The organism is Dyella sp. 333MFSha, from assembly GCF_900102405.1.
GTDB classification, from domain to species: Bacteria; Pseudomonadota; Gammaproteobacteria; order Xanthomonadales; family Rhodanobacteraceae; genus Luteibacter; species Luteibacter mycovicinus.
Window position 1 is genome coordinate 109,986 of record NZ_FNBR01000005.1, and the last position, 17,559, is coordinate 127,544.

The 17,559-nt window shown below is 64.8% G+C and carries 13 protein-coding genes; 5 read left to right on the forward strand and 8 right to left on the reverse strand.

The window, feature by feature from the left end:
• Nucleotides 1–164: 164 nt before the first annotated feature.
• The 6 genes from BLT40_RS16900 to grxD form a co-directional block, all read right to left on the reverse strand.
• A complete protein-coding gene (locus BLT40_RS16900; protein WP_090355085.1) occupies nt 165–3,515 on the reverse strand; it encodes a TonB-dependent receptor in 3,351 nt (1,116 codons plus the stop codon).
• A 700-nt stretch (nt 3,516–4,215) separates the two neighbouring features.
• On the reverse strand, nt 4,216–6,678 hold the full coding sequence (locus tag BLT40_RS16905; protein WP_036114967.1) for a TonB-dependent receptor: 2,463 nt from the start codon (nt 6,676–6,678) through the stop codon (nt 4,216–4,218).
• Between the two features lie 580 nt (nt 6,679–7,258).
• The gene (locus BLT40_RS16910) at nt 7,259–8,965 is read right to left on the reverse strand and encodes a bifunctional ornithine lipid synthase OlsF (protein WP_043692923.1); all 1,707 of its coding nucleotides are present in this window, start codon (nt 8,963–8,965) and stop codon (nt 7,259–7,261) included.
• Between the two features lie 211 nt (nt 8,966–9,176).
• Nucleotides 9,177–9,773 (reverse strand): YhgN family NAAT transporter, encoded by a 597-nt coding sequence (locus BLT40_RS16915; protein ID WP_036118129.1) that lies wholly within the window; start codon nt 9,771–9,773, stop codon nt 9,177–9,179.
• 33 nt (nt 9,774–9,806) lie between these two features.
• Nucleotides 9,807–10,580, reverse strand: coding sequence for an SDR family NAD(P)-dependent oxidoreductase (locus tag BLT40_RS16920; protein ID WP_090355087.1), 774 nt, complete (start codon nt 10,578–10,580; stop codon nt 9,807–9,809).
• A complete protein-coding gene (gene grxD / locus BLT40_RS16925) occupies nt 10,577–10,900 on the reverse strand; it encodes a Grx4 family monothiol glutaredoxin (RefSeq protein WP_036114973.1) in 324 nt (107 codons plus the stop codon). The genes BLT40_RS16920 and grxD overlap by 4 nt, the downstream gene beginning before the upstream one ends.
• 107 nt (nt 10,901–11,007) lie before the next feature.
• Between grxD and BLT40_RS16930 the strand changes: the two genes are divergently transcribed.
• Nucleotides 11,008–11,586: a superoxide dismutase gene (locus BLT40_RS16930; RefSeq protein ID WP_036114975.1), complete on the forward strand. Its 579-nt coding sequence runs from the start codon at nt 11,008–11,010 to the stop codon at nt 11,584–11,586.
• Between the two features lie 118 nt (nt 11,587–11,704).
• Here the strand turns inward: BLT40_RS16930 and BLT40_RS16935 are convergent, their stop codons facing one another.
• Both BLT40_RS16935 and purE read right to left on the reverse strand, forming a co-directional pair.
• Nucleotides 11,705–12,859: a 5-(carboxyamino)imidazole ribonucleotide synthase gene (locus tag BLT40_RS16935; RefSeq protein WP_255364051.1), complete on the reverse strand. Its 1,155-nt coding sequence runs from the start codon at nt 12,857–12,859 to the stop codon at nt 11,705–11,707.
• Nucleotides 12,856–13,371, reverse strand: a complete 516-nt coding sequence (gene purE / locus BLT40_RS16940; RefSeq protein WP_036114980.1) for a 5-(carboxyamino)imidazole ribonucleotide mutase — start codon at nt 13,369–13,371, stop codon at nt 12,856–12,858. The genes BLT40_RS16935 and purE overlap by 4 nt, the downstream gene beginning before the upstream one ends.
• Nucleotides 13,372–13,442: 71 nt before the next feature.
• Between purE and BLT40_RS16945 the strand changes: the two genes are divergently transcribed.
• The 4 genes from BLT40_RS16945 to BLT40_RS16960 all read left to right on the forward strand — a co-directional run bounded on the left by BLT40_RS16945 (nt 13,443) and on the right by BLT40_RS16960 (nt 17,552).
• A complete protein-coding gene (locus BLT40_RS16945) occupies nt 13,443–13,733 on the forward strand; it encodes a Trm112 family protein (RefSeq protein WP_036114983.1) in 291 nt (96 codons plus the stop codon).
• Between the two features lie 76 nt (nt 13,734–13,809).
• The gene (locus BLT40_RS16950) at nt 13,810–16,080 is read left to right on the forward strand and encodes a DUF1631 domain-containing protein (RefSeq protein WP_090355089.1); all 2,271 of its coding nucleotides are present in this window, start codon (nt 13,810–13,812) and stop codon (nt 16,078–16,080) included.
• 77 nt (nt 16,081–16,157) lie between these two features.
• The gene (nadC, locus tag BLT40_RS16955; protein WP_036114988.1) at nt 16,158–17,039 is read left to right on the forward strand and encodes a carboxylating nicotinate-nucleotide diphosphorylase; all 882 of its coding nucleotides are present in this window, start codon (nt 16,158–16,160) and stop codon (nt 17,037–17,039) included.
• A 117-nt stretch (nt 17,040–17,156) separates the two neighbouring features.
• A complete protein-coding gene (locus tag BLT40_RS16960) occupies nt 17,157–17,552 on the forward strand; it encodes a DUF3301 domain-containing protein (RefSeq protein ID WP_036114991.1) in 396 nt (131 codons plus the stop codon).
• The last annotated feature ends 7 nt before the right edge of the window (nt 17,553–17,559 follow it).

Sequence of the window (17,559 nt, forward strand, 5' to 3'; positions counted from 1 at the left end):
GTCCTTCTGACCGCGAATTAGCGGCGAACCCCGCTCCGGATCGGGAGCGGACCGCCTAGGATCACCGTCCGGCGGCGGAGGGTCAAGACCGGGCCCGGGCGGCGCAAAAAAAGGCCGGCACCCTCACGGGTACCGGCCTCGGGATCGAGCAGCGAATCCTTCGCTTAGAACGTGTACTTGACGGTCAGCATGGCGGACCAACGCGAGACCGGGTTGACCTTGGTCGCGCTGTTGTCGGTCGGGGCGTCATACACCGCCTTCGTGCCCGGCTGGTAGTTGCCGTTGGCGTCGGTCGGCAGGTTGTAGATGTACTTGCCCGTGGCCGGATCCACGCCGCCGAAGGCCGCGAAGTTACGGGTGTACGGGAAGCCGACGTACGACTGCTGGCCCCAGTCCTTGTTCACCAGGTTCAGGAAGTTGTAGACGTCGAGACGGATCTCGCCCTTGTTGCCCTTGAAGATGCCCGGGATTTCCTGGCTGATGCCGAGGTCGATCTGGTTGACCCAGGCGGCCTTGGTGGCATTACGGCCGGCGATCTTGCCCTGACGCTTACGCAGGTAGTTGTCGTCCTGGATGTACTGGTAGAACTGGTCCTGCAGCTGCTGCGAGGCGCCCGCCGTGCCGGCCGCGTTACGCAGAATCACGTCGCCACGGTTCGGGATGTACGCCAGGTCACGCGAGTAGCTGTCGCCGTTGGCATCGTTCGAGAACACCCAGCTGTACGGCACGCCGTCATGACCGTCGTAGAACGCGCTGATGGTCGTGGCGTAGTCGCCGAAGAACTTGTGCTGCCACGTCAGCGACGCGTTGAGGCGCTTGCCGATGTTCGTGTTCGACGTCGACGCGATGTCTTCGTTCGGGTTGGTCCACGCGTTGTTCGAGTAGTTCGAGCTGGCCTGGCTGGAGGTGCCCGGATTGACTTCCGTGGCGTGGCCGCCGGTGGCCGACACGCTCCACGCCCACCCGTTCTCCATCGCCTTGCTGAACGACAGGGTGACCGAGTCCGCCTTGCCCTTCGAGGTGTTGGTCAGGTAGGTAACGGCCTGGGCGAAGCGGTTATCCGAACGCGAGCGAGCCGTGTTGGTCGTGCTCCCCGCGGAAGGCGCGCCCGCCGGGAACGCCGCACAGTTACGGCCGGTGGCGCCGCCGACGGCCTGCGCACCGCCGATGCAACCGAAGTACGTGTTGCGACCGTCCGGCAGGATACCCGTCGGATTACCGATGTTGAGGTTCTGATAGAAGATGCCGTCGCGCGTATCGAGATGCTGCCATTCGATGCTCGCGATGATGCCATCCCACGGCAGTTCACGATCGAACGCCAGCGACGACTTCCACACGCTCGGAAGCTGGAAGTCCTTGTCGACGGTATCGACCGCCATCTGCGGAACCGTGCCCGCGCCGCTCGTGTTCTGAGCGAGCGGATTCGCGCTGAACGCCGGGCAGGGAATGGCCGGGCCATTGCCGAGCGTGCAGTTGTTACCCTGACGGTTGTACGAATAGGTAACGATATTGATACCGTTGTTCTGGTACGGGTTGGTCATCCACACGGTCGGCGGATCGGACTGGAACAGGCCGACGCCACCGCGCAGCTGAGTCTTGTATTCGCTGTCGAAGGTGTAGTTGAACGACAGACGCGGCTCGACGAGCTGGCTGCCATTGATGGTGCTGGCATTGCTGAAGCCGTACTTCGACGCGAACGTCGCGTTGTAGAGCGGCTTGTCGTCGGTCAGGTACTTGTTGACGCGCACACCGAACTGCACCGAGAGGTTGTCGCTCGCCTGCCAGGTATCCTGCAGGAAGAACGTGTTGCGACGCAGTTCCCACTGAGCGGCGATGTCGTTGAGCGAATAGCCCGGCGCCGGCTGGTACAGCGAATAGTTGGTGTAGCGACCGGCGGCGAGGTTGGCGTAACCGTCGTAGAGGTACGAACCGAACTCGGTACGACCGAACAGGTTGTAGATACGGTTACGTTCCCACTCGAAACCACCCTTGATCGTGTGGTCGCCGAGGTACAGGGTGCCCGCCCACATGGCGTTCAGCGTCTTCACCGACGCCGAGTTGTAGTGGCTGAACTGGTCTTCGCCGAGGTAGACCGACGGACCCGACGTGCCGACGCCCTGGTTCAGGCGAACCTGGACCATCGGCTGCTGCTGATCGACCGAACGGTTCAGCGAGTAATCGCTGTAGCCGACCTTGGCCTCCGACGAGAACACGTCGTTCCAGTCGTCGAACGACTGCAGCGTGTAATTCTTGATGTCGGTGTTGACGGTGTACCAGTAGCTCGAGAGACCGACGCTGTTGGTCGAGTTGCCCTGAGGATTGGGCTTCACTTCCTTGGTACGCGAGTACGCAAGGTTCATGCGGTGACCGTCGGTGATGTTCCAGTCGATCTTGGCGATGTAACGCTTGTCGGTCAGCGTACCGGCGTTCGCGCCGGTCGTGCCGGGCGAAAGACCGCGACCGGTGGCGGCGGCGATGGTGCGATCGAGATCCGTCTGCGAGATCTTGTTGGCCGTGGAAAAGCCCGTCAGCGTCGGGTCGAGGCCGGTGACGGCGCCCGAGCTGAGGCCCGTGACTTCTTCCTTCTCATAGCCGGCGAAGAAGAAGAGCTTGTCCTTGATGATCGGACCGCCGACGGTGGCACCCGCCGTCCAGTTGCGGTCGAACTCGGTGTAGTCCTTGCCGCGGTCGAGCCAGCCGGCTTCGCCGACCATGCTGCTCGCGTTCTTGAAGCCGTAGTAGGCCGAACCGTGGAAGTCGTTGGTACCCGACTTGGTGACGGCGTTGATTTCCGCACCGATGGTGTCGGAGCCGACGTCATAGTTGGCGGTGGAGATGTTGAACGAGTCGATCGTGTCCATCGACACCGGCGAGCCGACGGTCGGCATGCCGGTGGAGTTCAGACCGAACGGGTCGCCGACGCCCAGACCGTCGACCTTGATCGAGTTCAGGCGGGTGTTCTGGCCGTTGGCCGAGATCGCGCCGGTGCCGTGGTCGACATTGACGCGCGGATCGAGACGCGCGATGTCCGCGATGTTGCGGCTCGGCGACGGGGTGTTCTTCAGCTGCTGCTGCGAGATGTTCGTGCCCAGACCCTTGTTCTCCGAAGAGAACTGGCCCGACACGGCCGACACGGTGACCGCATCCAACGCGGTCGCGTCAGCCGCGCTGGCGGCGGTGCCGGCGCTCAGGTTGACCGAGGTGTCCGAACCCAGCTGCAGGTAGACGTTGTCCTGGCGAGCCGACGGCGTGCCGTCCTTCGTGGCGGTGACGTCGAACGGGCCGCCGACGCGCAGACCCTGGGCCGAATAACGGCCGCTCGCGTCCGTGGTGGTGGTCTTCGTCGTGCCCGACGGCTCGTGGACGATGACGACGGTAGCGTTGGCCACCGGCTGACCGGCGGCGTCGAGCACGCGACCGCTGATCGTGGAGGACGTTTCCTGCGCAAATGCAGGTGCCGCGAAGAGCGAGGCGATCGCCAGCGGCAGGAGTTTGGCGCGGATTCGGCTATTCATCTAATGGTCGACCCTGTGGCTTGCAACGAAAAAAGTTTTTGCCAAACGAAGGGCGGCTCGGCCGGAGCCGGGCGGTGCGATTCGCTTGAGCTTTCCCCAATCTGTGGCTGTGTCGTCTCGTGTGACCCGGTTCACATCCTTGCGACCGGTGGCGACAGTTGTTAAGCCAACTTTAACGGCATTGTATGACAGATTTGTAACGTTTTCACGCCAGTTTGATAAATACCACTTTTTCCTAGGCAGGCCGTTTTGTTGTCTAACTTGCCGTTTTTGGTCGATATTTATTTTTCAAAGGCAGGTTACGCGAGCTTCGTGTAAGAACCACTACAGCCGGTCGCAACGAATCGCGGTCATGTGAGTCGCAACAACACATGGGCGCGTCGTGGATTGTCACGATCCAAATCGCGAAACGCTGCGGTATCCGGCCCAACACGAATCCAACCGGCTCTTGTAGGAGCGCGCCCTGCGCGCGATCGAGGGTCCCGCTAGCACCGGTCGCGCGCAGGGCGCGCTCCTACCAAAAGCCGAATCCGGCGCACGGGGAAAAGCCGACTCGGGCGATCGGGCCAAAGCCGCATCGGGCAAGCGGGGAGAGGCCGGAACGGCGCAAACGCCACGCAAAAAAAAATCGCCCCTCTTTCGAAGGGCGATCGTCGTGTCGCTGAGAAGGGAGGGCGGTATCGCCCTCCCCCGGCTTTCGTCAGAAGAACGAAGCGCCGACCGTGACCATGAACGTGCGGTCCTGCAGCACCGAGTAGTACGGAGCCGAGGTGAACAGCGTGGTGCCGTTCGCGTCCTTGATCTTGTTCGGGTTGCTGGCGAGGAAGGCGCCGGCGTTGCTGGCATACGTAAGCGCCTGACGGTTGGTCAGGTTGTACACGTTGATCTTGATGAACGGCTTGCGGAACGTGGTCGAGAAGTCCGGGAAATCCCAGCCCGCGTTGAGGTTGAGGGTGGTGTAACCACCGACCTTTTCGGTGTTCGACCAGTCACCCCAGATCGCGCCCTGGTACTTCGCGTTCAGCGCAGCCCAGAACGGGCCATTCTTGTAGTTCAGCGCGACGTAGGCCGCATTGCGCGGGGCATTCAGCAGGGTCTTGCCCTTGGTGTAATAGATGCCGTCGCCCAGCGAGTCGAGGTTGTCTTCCATGCGCGACTGCAGGTAAGTGTAGTTGGCGTACACCGACCAGTTTTCGTCGAACTTGAAGCTACCCTCGAGGCTCATGCCGCGGTTGTGCACCTTGCCCAGCTGCGTGTAAACGCTGAGGCCGGTGACCTCGTCGTAGCCCGACACCTGCTTGTTGTTGAAGTTGGCCGCGAACGCGTCGACGCTGAGCGACGCGCGCTCACCGTAATAACGCCAGCCGAGGTCGGCGCTGGTCGACGACTCCGGCTTGTTCGGCAGCGCGCCAGCGTTGGCCGTGCCATAGCCGTACAGCGAGTTGCTCAGCACCGCGCCGTTGATCGGCGCACGGAAGGTCTTGCCGATGCCGAAATACAGCTGGTTCTCGTCGTTGAGCTGGTACTTGGCGCCCGCCGTCGGCGTCCACTTGTGGAACGTGTCCACCGGTGACGAACCGTAACCGACGTTGGTCGGGGTGACGGTGACCTTGCCGGCGGCATTGATCGCACCGGCCGAGCCGGGGAATTCCGCCACTTCGCCATCACGCTTGGACCAGATGTACGCCACGCTGCCGGTCAGGGTCAGCTTGTCGGTCGGGTTCCAGTTGTCGGTCACGAACGCCTTGGCGTTGGTGGTCGTCGTGTACTGGCTGTACGCCTTCTGCGTGCTGCCGTCCGGGTACTTGATGCGCGAGCCCTTCTCGGCCCACGTATCGATCGGCACGCCGGTGGCATAGTCGACCGGGACGAAGACCTGACCCTGGCTCTGACGCGGACGCTCGGCCCACACGCCGTATTCCAGGCTGTTGCTGTCCGACAGATCCTGGTTGAACTTGGCGATGATGCCGGGACGGTAGGTCGTCGAGTAGCTGTACGAGTTGACCAGCTGCGTGCCGCTGATCTTGCCGTCGCCGTTCAGATCGTACGGCACCGACTTGTAGTAGTTGCCGGTGGCGAGCGGGTTCTCGGTGAAGGTGGAGCCGGAACCGCCGCCGCCCAGGCCGTACTGGAAGTACGGGACCACGGACAGGCGCAGGTTGTCGGACAGGGTGAACTCACCGTCCAGGCTGGCCAGGTAGTTACGGAACGGGTTCTGGTGCAGCGCGTAATAGTTGCTGCTGGTGCTGCCCGGGGTGTAGGTGCCGAGGTAGCTCTGCTTGTAATCGGCGGCGGCCTGAGCCTTGGTCAGCGACTCGTAGTTGGTCTTCACTTCGCGGTTGTACTGCACCGAGAAGGTCACCGAGTTCTTGTCGTCGATGCGCCAGACCGACTTCTCGTCGACCTTGGTCACCTTCGACTTGCCGCGGCCACGCCACAGGTTGGTCTCGTTGTCCGAGTACGACAACCACGAACGCACCGGACCGATGTCACCGGTGTTCAGACGAATGAAGGTGCGGTGGTAGCTGTTGCTGCCGCCCGACTGTGCGACGTCCAGACCGGCCGTGTGCGACGGATCGACCGTCACCCACGCGATCGAGCCACCGGCCGCGCCGGAGATCGGGGTGCTGTTGTCTGGAAAGCCCTGCTGTACGGTCACGTCGCCCATGTTCTCGGCGTCGCCGTACTCCGAGGCGTAGATCTTGTAGTTGCCGCTGTCGTTGATCGGCGCACCGTTGACGGTGACGCCCACTTCGTCGAGACCGAAGCCGCGAACCGAGGCGTTACCGTCGTTCAGACCGGTGTAGTCATCGGTGGACGACACGACGCCCGGGATCGAGTCGATCGCCTGGGTGAAGTTGACGCCGGGAGCCGCCTGAATGATGGCATCGCGGGAAACCGTGGACACGGCCTTCGGTGCGTCCTGTATCGACATCAGACCACCGCCGAGCGACAGCGAGTCGGCCTTCACCTGCACGGCTTCCATCGCCTGCGAGGCGCGACGGGTCGCGTTGTCATTGGAGGTGTTGGACGTGCTGGTGGCCGTGGCGCGCTGGCTCTGCGTGCTGCTGGCCTGGGTGCTCTGGGCGTCCTGGGCCGAAGCGGCGCCGGTAGCCACAAGAAGGGTCAAGGCGATCGCGGCCGAGAGTGAGTTACGGGTCATCGCAGTTTCCTGAAAGAACGTGGTTTTGAGGGTGAAATCGTGAGTTCGCGCCGCGCACCCCTCGTGCGCGTCGCGGCAGTCAAGCCAAAAGCCTTCCCTGACGAGCCTCTCGCGAGGCCGTTATTTAATTTCCGCGTTTATGCAATTAATACCCTGATCGTAATTAAGTTCGATTATTTCTTTTCGATATTTATTACGATCACCGCAAGAAAAAACGTTTTGACCGGCCACAGCGAATCGCCCACTTCAACGAGCGGGACGAAAGGAAACGACCGGATTGGGGAGCCTTCAGAGCCGTTGCGCACCAAGCGCAGCGACCGGAGCGCTAAGCCTCACCTTAGCCTCACATAATGACAGTTTAGCGATTATCTGACCTTTTTTTACAGATCGGGAATAGGCATTTTTCCAGCGCGGCAAATCAGCGCGGCCATCACCCCGTAACCCCGGCTAATTATTACCCCGCGCCGCTCTGTAGGAGCCAGCCCTGCTGGCGACCGCCAACGCAGCGAAGAATCAGCGACAAAAAAAACCGCCCAGTCTCCCAAGCGGTTCTCCAGGCGACGTTCGCAAGAGGACCCAGTCAGCCCTTCCCCAGATACCTCGACCGCTTCGCCGGCTTCAGCGACGCCAGATCCAGCATCACCAGTCCATCCACGCAACCGGCGAAGTCCGGGTCTTCACCGAACGCGAGGAACTGCACGCCCGTCGGCTCCACCAGATCGACGTACTGTCGGTAGAGCACCGGCAAGGTGACACCCAGGGCATCGAGGCGATGCTTGAGGCGGCCCAGGCCGCTCGCCGGATCCAGTCCCTCGAGCTCCGCGCGCACCGATTCGATGGTGGACTGCGGAATCACGAACGGCTGGCGGGCCGCCGCGAGCCCCTGCACACCGAAGAAATGCTGGTGGGCGGCAGCGATCCACTCACGCGCCTCGCGCGGCATGCTGACCGACATGCTCACCGGACCGAACAGGTAACGCACGTCGGCATGGCGCTGCAGGTACAGGCCGATGCCCTGCCACAGCTGATCCAGCGCACGTGAGCGCCAGTAAGCGGGAGCGATGAAACTGCGGCCAAGCTCGAGGCCCTGCGCCAGACGCGACTCCAGCGCCGGGGAGTAATCGAACAGGCTCGACGTATAGAGCGAGGTCATGCCGCGCTCGGCGATCAGGCGACCGCCGTGACCGAAGCGATACGCACCCACGATGCGCAACGCCTTGGCGTCCCACAACACCAGGTGCTCGTAGTACGGATCGTAGGCATCGAGGTCACGGCGCTTGCCGGTGCCCTCGCCCACGCGACGGAAGGTGAGTTCGCGGAGACGCCCGATCTCACGCAGCGCGTAGCTGTCCGACGAGCCCTGCATCAGCAGGATGCGCTTGCCATCGGCCAGTTCGGCCAGCAATTCGGCCTTGTCCAGCTCCGCAGCGACACGCTCGACGGGCTCCGGATGCGCCAGCGGGGTCTGCCCGCCGAAGACCAGATCGCGGCCGCGGCCGACACGGTAAACGTGGCGGCGCATGAGTTTGGCGGCCTGCTCGGCCGACCCACCACTGACCTGCTTGAGTTCATCGGCATCGACCAGCTTGCCGATGCGGAAGGTCACGCGCTGGTGGCCCGACGTGGCTTCGCGCGGAAGCATGGCGGTGCTCAGCGGCTTGGCCAGCATCGACAGGCCGTAAAAGGCGACGGAGTTGCGCGCTGCGATGTGCACCGGCAGCACGGGCACGCCGGACTTCATCGCGATGCGCGCGAAGCCATCCGACCATTTGCCGTCACGCACGCCGGAGGGACCGACACGCGACACTTCGCCCGCCGGGAACATGACCAGCACTTCGCCGGCCTGGATGGCGCGGAACACGTTGCGCATGCGCGACGCCGAGCCCTTGCCGAAGACGTCGACCGGCAGCAGCAGCGGGCCCAGCTGCGGTACGGCAGCCAGTACGTCGTTGCCGAGAATGCGGACATCGCGGCGCACCGAGCCGATCATCTGCAGCAGCGCGATCGCGTCCACCATGCCCAGCGGGTGGTTGGCGACGACGATCAGCGGGCCTTCGACGGGAATGTTCTCGCGCTCTCGCTCCGTGATGCGACAGCTGACCCCGAGGTAGTCGAGGGTGCGTTCGCAGAAGTCGAAGCCCAGGGCGGCGCCGGCGTGATCCAGCGTCTTGTTGAAGCGGGTCTCGTGCGCCAGCTTTTCCAGCATGCCGACGAGCGGCTTGCGGATCAGCGGGTGCTGGGCCAGCCAGGGCAGACGTTCCTGGAGGGTCTGATCGATGCTCAGCATGACTTAGGCTCCCTTGACGTCGAACGGATCAAACCGAACGGGGCCGGTGCGCAGTCGTGGTTTCTCATAAGCCTTCGAACGTCCTCAGCTGCCCCTCGTCAGGGCCATCGACGCATGCCCCGGACGGACCGCGCCCGTCCCGTGCATGCTCGCGGGCAATTATGACAGCAACCCTACCGCCGCGTACGTTCCTGCGACAATGGGCGGAAGGTCACACGGCAATGTGCAGGTAGGCGGACAGCCCGGTCAGGAACATCTGCACCGACAAGGCGATCAGCAGCATGCCCATCAGCCGCTCCAGCGCGGTCAGGACGCTCTCGCCCAGCCACTTGAACAGGAAGGTGGAGCTGAGCAGGATCACCGAGGTGGCGAGCCAGGCCAGGAACAGGGCGATGCCCCACTCCGCCGTACGGCCCGGCTGGGAATTGGTCAGCAACAACAGCGCCGCCATGGCCGACGGACCCGCGACACCGGGGATCGCCATCGGCACGATGAAGGGCTCACCTTCGCCCGGCTTGCCGAATACGCCACCTTCCACGGGCGGGAAGACCATGCGGATGCCGATCAGAAACAGCACGATACCGCCGCCGATGCTCACTGACTCCTGGCGCAGCTGCAGCACCTTGAGGATGTACTGACCGCCCAACAGGAAGCCGATCAGCACGCCGAGGGCAATGAGCAGTTCGCGCACCATCACCTTGCGGCGGCGCTGGGGGGGCACATCCTTGAGCAGGGCCAGGAACAACGGGATGTTGCCCAGGGGGTCCATGATCAGGAAAAGCAGGATGCCCGCGGACAACGTCGTCATCTGCGCTTCCATGGGGTAACTCCTATAACGCGGTCAGTGGGTCGGGCGAAGATCGAGTACGGTGCCGCGGGTTTCCGCGCTGGCACCGGACAGAAGATAGACGATGGCCTCCGCCGACGCGGTCGGCATCGGCTTGTCGAGGGTGTTTTCGCCGAAGTACGCGGCGCGGCGCAGGGCCGTACGCATCGGCGGCGGCAGCACGGCATGCACGCGCAGGGCGCCACGCGCGTTCTCCGCATGGAGCACCGACGCCATGCGCTCGACCGCCGCCTTGGACACGCCGTAGCCGCCCCAATGGGCGCGGGAAAGCAGGTCCGGGTCGTCGAGCACGAAGACCACCGCGCTGTCCCCGGCCTTGCCCAGCAGGGGCATGCAGGCCTGGGTCAGCGCGAACGGCGCCGAGACATTGACCTGCATCGCGCGCAGCCAGTCGTCCGGCTTGTGCATGGCGATCGGCGTCAGTTCATTGAAGTGCGCGGCGGCATGCACGATGCCGTCCAGGCGACCGAATTCCTTTTCGATACCCTCGGCCAGCGACGCGTAGTCGGCCGGCGTGGCGCTTTCGAGATCCAGCGGATGGATCACCGGCTCAGTACCGCCGAGCGCGACCAGCTCGTCATAAAGCTTCTCGAGCGCACGCACCTTGCGGCCCGTGATCACGACGGAGGCGCCAGCGCGGATCGCCGCCTTCGCCGTCTCGCCGCCAAGGCCGCCCGTGGCACCGGTGATCACCAGCACACGACCCGCGAGCAGGCCCGGCGCGGGAGACCAGTCGTCAGGAAGACGCGTTGACGGCAACGAACTCACGAATCGGCTCCGGCGACGTCGGCCGCCATCCGCTTGAGTTCACCGGCCGAATGCAGGTCTTCCACGATGTCGCAGCCGCCGATGAATTCGCCCAGCAGGAACAGCTGCGGGAAGGTCGGCCAGTTCGAGTAATGCGGCAGGCCGGCACGGATGCGCGGATCGGCCAGGACGTTGACCGGAAAGAAGACCGCACCCGCGGCGTCGAGCGCTTTCACGGCGCGATCGGAGAAGCCGCAGGTAGGGAATTCCGGCGTGCCTTTCATGAAAAGCACGATCGGATGGGCCGCCACGATGGCCTTGATCTCGTCTACGACGTCCATAGGTCGGGTTTCATCATTAGAATGCGATTAGTTGCGTAGTGTAGCAGTGTGGGCCCCGCGCCCCTCGCCACGCCCTTCCCCCCCAGCCACCGCTAAGGAGTCCCGCTATGGCGTTCGAACTTCCCCCGCTCCCGTATGAAAAGAATGCCCTGGAGCCGCACATTTCCGCTGAAACGCTGGAGTTCCATTACGGCAAGCACCACCAGACCTATGTCACGAACCTCAACAACCTGATCAAGGGCACCGAGTTCGAAGGCAAGAGCCTGGAAGAGATCGTCAAGTCGTCCTCGGGCGGCATCTTCAACAACGCCGCCCAGGTGTGGAACCACACCTTCTATTGGAACTCGATGCGCGCCCCCGGCGGCGCCGAGCCGCCGGCCAAGCTCGCCGACGCGCTGACCAAGGCCTTCGGTGGCGTCGACAAGTTCAAGGAAGAGTTCGCCAAGCAGGCCGCCGGCAACTTCGGTTCGGGCTGGACCTGGCTGGTGCAGCGTCCGGATGGCTCGCTGGCCATCGTCAACACGTCCAACGCCGCTACCCCGATCACCGGCAGCGACAAGCCGCTGTTCACGGCGGACGTTTGGGAGCACGCCTATTACATCGATTACCGCAACGCGCGTCCGAAGTACCTGGAAGCGTTCTGGAATCTGGTGAACTGGGACTTCGCGGCCAAGAACCTCGCCTGAGGTTTATCCTGCTGCGATGAAAAGGCCAGGTCGTTTAGACCTGGCCTTTTTTGTTTGCCGGGAGCGGGGCTCCGATGGTTTTGCTTCCGGGGCTCGGCTCGCGCCACCGCTCGACCGGTTAGCCGAGCAGCTCGACCGCCGGGGCCACCTGGCTCTCCCGTCCAAGGCCGACACCGACCTCGGCCAGCTTCGCCCGCAGGCTGCCGGCATCCGCGGCGCACAGCGTCGCGTGGCCCACCTTACGGCCCGGACGGGCCTCCTTGCCATAGTCGTGCCAATGGCCATCGGCCACGGAAAGCACCGGCGCGGGATCCGGCATGTCGCCGATCCAGTTGAGCATCGCACTCGCGCCGCGTACACCGGTGTCACCCAGCGGGAGGCCGAGCACCGCACGGATGTGGTTTTCGAACTGGCTCGTGTGCGCGCCTTCGATCGTCCAGTGGCCGGAGTTGTGCACGCGGGGCGCCATCTCGTTGCCAAGCAGGTCGCCGCCGCGGACGAACAGCTCCAGCGCGAAGACTCCGACGTAATCGAGCTTCTCGGCGATGGCGCGGGCATGCGCCGTGGCCGCCTGCTCCAGCTCGTCGGACGTACCCGGCGCGGGAGCGAGGCTCAGCGAGAGCACGCCGTCGACATGCCAGTTGCGCGTCAGCGGCCATGCGCGGAACGAGCCATCGCGGCCACGCACCGCCACCACCGACAGCTCGCGATCGAACGGAACGAAGGCTTCCAGAATCAGCCCGTGCTTACCCGCCGCGTCGCCCAGGGCGGCCCAGGCCGCGTCGATGTCGTCGGCCGTCTTCAGACGGAACTGGCCCTTGCCGTCGTAACCGAGCCGACGGGTCTTGAGAATGGCCGGGGCGCCGATACGGGCCACCGCGCGAACCAGGTCCTCTCGGGTGTCGACCGTTTCGAACTCGGGCGTGTCCAGGCCGGTCTCACGGAACAGCGTCTTCTCGCTGAGACGATCCTGCGCCACGGCGAGCGCACGCGGATTGGGGAAGACGTCGACCAGCCCGGCCAGACGCTCGGCGGCGGCGGCGGGAACGTTCTCGAAATCGAAGGTGACGACGTCGACCCGCCGGGCGAAATCAGCCAGCGCGGCGTCGTCGGACCAGTCGGCGACGATCAGTTCGGCCACCTGGCCGGCGCAGGCGTCGGACGTACCGTCGACCACCAGCGTGCGGATGCCGAGGGGTGCCGCGGCAAGGGTCAGCATGCGCGCCAGCTGCCCGCCGCCGAGGATACCCACCGTGGGGAGCTTGCGGCTCACGAGCGCGGATCCGGGTTATCGAGGACGGTGCGGGTCTGGTCGCTGCGGAACGTGTCGAGGGCCGTGGCGACGGACGGGTCGTGCAGCGCCAGGACCGAGGCGGCCAGCAGGGCGGCATTGGTCGCGCCGGCACGGCCGATCGCCAGGGTACCGACCGGGATACCGGCCGGCATCTGCGCGATCGAAAGCAGGGAATCCATACCGTTCAGCGCTTTGGACTGTACAGGCACCCCGAACACCGGCAGCGCGGTCTTGGCGGCGATCATGCCCGGCAGATGGGCGGCGCCACCGGCACCGGCGATGATTACCTGGATGCCACGGCCACGGGCCGCTTCGGCGTAGCTGAAAAGCAGGTCGGGGGTGCGGTGGGCGGAGACCACCTGGACCTCGTGGACGATGCCCAGACGGGACAGCGTGGCGGAGGCATGCTCCATCGTTTCCCAGTCCGATCGCGAGCCCATCACCACGCCCACGCGCGGCGCGCTCGCTTCGTTACCTTCGTTGGAAATCATGGCCCGGGCACCCAAAAGTCGCTATTGTAAGTGCATTCCCGATCTACAGGTTGGCCTCCGCGGCCGCTCTCATGGACAAGCGTCTCCTCGATATCCTCTGCTGCCCGGTCAGCAAGCGCCCCCTGCGTCCGCTGACGGCCGCCGAGCGCGACAACCTCAACGGCGCCATCCGCGCCGGCTCGGTCGACACCGTCGCCGGGGAAAAAGTGGCCGAGCCACTGACCGAAGGCCTGATCACCACCGACGGCCAGCTCGTCTACCGGGTCGAGGACGGCATCCCCGTCATGCTCCCCGAAGCGGGTATCGGCACCCTCCAGTTGACGGGCTTTACTCCGGAATCCGGTCTCGCGCAGAATCCGTGACGTCCGTCACAATTTAAAGCATTCGTTCCCGCACAATGGCCCCTCAGGCGGGGGCCGTTGAATCCAGAGATGCGCGATGAGTAACGCGAGCGAGCCGTCCAATGTGATCGATCTCAGCCAGCGCCTGGATCCGCGCAGCGAGAGTGTGGGCGCGCTTCTGGTCACCGTGCGCGGCCTGGCGACCAAGCGCCTGCACGCGCTGGCCACCAACATGTTCGAGAACATCGACGACGCCCTGTTCGATCTGGCCGAAAAGGCCGAGAACAACGCCGCGCAGACTCAGTTTTTCGATGGCATGCGCGAGGTCCGCAAGAAGCGCGCCATTGTCGAGCGCACGTTTCTGGGCCAGGTCGCCCGGGATCTGGCCGATTTTTCCGCCGGGCGCACGCGCGCGCCGGACGCCGACGCCCACGCCCGCCCTCTCGCCAATATCGAGCTCAGCCTCGTTGGCGAGAACGAACTCGAAGAATCCCTCGCGATCACCAGCATGATCGGCAAGAACGAGCAGCGTCTTGCGCGCGCCCTCTTCGCCGTCAATCAGCGCCTGTCGGTGATCTGCGGCGGCGCCCGGATGGACGACGCGTCCAACCCCGTAGGCCCCGCCTCGCTGGCCGCCGCGTTCCGCCAGGCCATGCGCGAGCTGATGGTCGAGGTCCGGGTCAAGCTGATCATCTACAAGCTGTTCGATCGCTATGTGCTGGCCGGCATCGACGAACTCTACGAAGACATCAATAACGAGCTGGCCGCCGCGGGCGTTCTGCCGCAGCTGCGCCATGAGATCGTCACCCGTCGCAGCGATGCGCCCGCGCCGACAGGCCCAGCCTCGTCTGTGGTCGCTCCACAGACGGCCGCGCCGGTGACCGACGCCGCGGCGGCGGAGTTCATGCAGTCGCTGCACGCCATGTTCTCGGCGCGTCGCGGCACCACGGTGGGTACAGAGGGCTTCGCCGGAGGCGCTCCGCTGCCTACCGGCCCGCTGCCCAGCGCGACGGAGCTGCTCGGTGCGCTGACCCTGCTGCAGAGCCAGATCGCCGGCATGCCCGGGACCGCCGTACCGATGGCGAGCCAGGCCGATGTCACGCGCGACGTCGCCCAGCTGAAGGAACAGCTGCTCGCGCAGATCGGCCAGTTGCGCGGTCAGCAGACCGCACACGTGTCCGGCGTGGACGAGGACACCATCGACCTTGTCGGCATGCTGTTCGAGTTCATCCTCGAAGATCACAACCTGCCGGCCGAGATGCAGGTCATGCTCGCGCGCCTGCAGATCCCTTACCTCAAGGTCGCGCTGCTCGACCGCCGGATGTTCGCGCAAAAATCGCACCCGGCGCGTCAGTTGCTCGACGCGCTCGCCGATGCGGCCAAGGGGTGGTCCGCCGAAGCCGATCGCGACGGTCGCCTGTTCGACAAGATCAAATCCATCGTCGAGCGGCTGCTGCACGACTTCGACGACGATGTCGCCGTCTTCAACCGCCTCGCGGCCGAGCTGCAGGACTTCCTCGACATCAGCCGCAAGCGTGCGGAACTCGCCGAGCAGCGTGTCGCCGAATCCACCCGCGGTCGCGAAAAGCTCGAGCACGCGCGCCGGCGCGCCGCCCAGGAAATCGTCGGCCGCGTCGACGGTGCCGCCCTGCCGCCCCTGATCTACGGCGTGCTGACGAGGGCCTGGGCCAACTATATCGTGCTCACCCTGCTGCGTCAGGGCGAAGAAGCCCAGGAATTCCGCGACTCGCTGCGCTTCATCGACGATTTCATCGCCAGCGCGCGTCCCGTTTACGACCTCAACGGCCGACGCGACCTTCGGGCCATTCTGCCGTCGATCGAACGCTCGCTGCGTCGCGGTCTCGCCGCCGTCGCCTTTCAGGAGGCCGACACCGAGCAACTGCTCGCCCAGCTGCACGCGTTCTATCGCCAGCAGCTCGGCGAGTCCGTGCCGGAGACGGAATCGGGCACGCTCGTCACCAGCGTGATGCCCTTGCCCGAGGCCATCCAGGCGATCGAAGAACCAACGGTCGAACCGGAGCCCGAGGACGAATCGCTCCCTGACGAAGCCTTCGACGAGCGCAATCTCGCTCAGGCCCGTGAACTGAAAGTCGGCCAGTGGCTCGAGTTCACCGCCGAAGACGGCAGCACCGATCGCGCGAAGCTTTCGTGGGTCAGCCCGATCAGCGGCCGCTATCTCTTCGTCAACCGTCGTGGCCTGAAGGTCGCCGATCACAGCCTCGGCGGTCTTGCGCAGGCCTTCGCCAGCGGCCATGCCCGCGTACTGGATTCGTCGATGCTGTTCGATCGTGCGATGGACGCGATCGTCGAGCGGCTGCGTACGCCCGAGGCCGAAGCCAGGCCCTGACCCGACCCGCGCGGGTTACACCGCGCACGGGTGAGTCTTGATAAGGTAGCGCCCTCTTCCACGGGCGCATCCTTCCGATGACCTCCACCGCTTCGCCATCGCTGACCGACGCACTGCCGCCGGCGGCCGACATCCTTGCCGATATCGATCGCGCCTTCGCCGAAGACATCGGCCCCGGCGACGCCACGGCCGACCTGCTCGATCCCAAGGCCACCGCCACAGCCGTCCTGACCTGTCGCGAGAATGCCGTGATCTGCGGCACCGCCTGGTTCGACGCCGCGTTCCGCAAGCTCGACCCGGATGTGCGCATCGAGTGGCTGGCCCACGACGGCGATCGCGTGACCGCCGGCTCGCCCATCTGCCGTCTCGCCGGGCAGGCACGTGCCCTGGTCACCGCCGAGCGGACGGCGCTCAACTTCCTGCAGCTGCTCTCGTCGACGGCGACGGTGACCTCGCGCTATGTCGACGCGCTGGCCGGCACGCCAACTCGTATCCTCGACACCCGCAAGACGCTGCCGGGCCTGCGTCGCGCGCAGAAGTACGCCGTTCGCTGTGGCGGCGGTACCAACCACCGCATCGGCCTGTTCGACGCGATGATGCTCAAGGAAAACCACATCATCGCGGCGGGCGGCATCCGGCCGGCGGTCAACGCGGCGCGCCTCATTCACCCCACGCTGCCGCTGATCGTCGAGGTGGAGACCATGGACGAGCTGGCGGAAGCCATCGCGGCGGGTGCCGATCGCGCGCTGCTCGATAACTTCACCCCGGCAATGCTGACCGAGGCCGTGGCGTATACCGCCGGGCGGATTCCCCTCGAGGTGTCGGGTAACGTGGAGCTGGACACGATTCACGCGATCGCGCGGACCGGCGTGGATTTCATCTCCAGCGGCGCGTTGACCAAGCATGTGCGGGCGATCGATCTGTCGCTGCGGCTGGATGTGAAGCATCCGGGGGATTGAGTTGGCTTTTCGCGCGCAGGGCGCGCTCCTGCGACGGAGCGCCCTGTCGTGCGCTCCTGCGGCAAGCTTCCAGCTCAGGGACTTGTAGACACGCGGAATCGGCCACACACTGACGCCATGGCATCTTTCAGCGATCTTTTCTGGCTTCTCGTCCTCGCAGGCGGTATCGCGAGCTGGTACCGACTGACGCGAGCCAGGGAAGTCGCCGTACGCGCCGCGACGGGGCTATGCAAACGCTACGGCCTGCAGCTGCTCGATCAGTCGGTCGGGCTGCGCGGCGTGCGGCTCCAGGGGGTCGATGGCGTCCGCCGCCTCGAGCGCTGCTACGGCTTTGAAGTAAGTATTGACGGCCAGTCGCGGCAGATGGCGCGTCTCTGGATGGCGGGGAACGAGATCGCCAGCTATTCGCTGCCGGGAACCGATTCGCCCGAGCTGGAGACCGTGGTGGCTACCGATTCGATCGTGCATGGGGCGAACGTGATTTCGCTGGCGGACCGGCGGCGGTTGCACTGACGGGTTC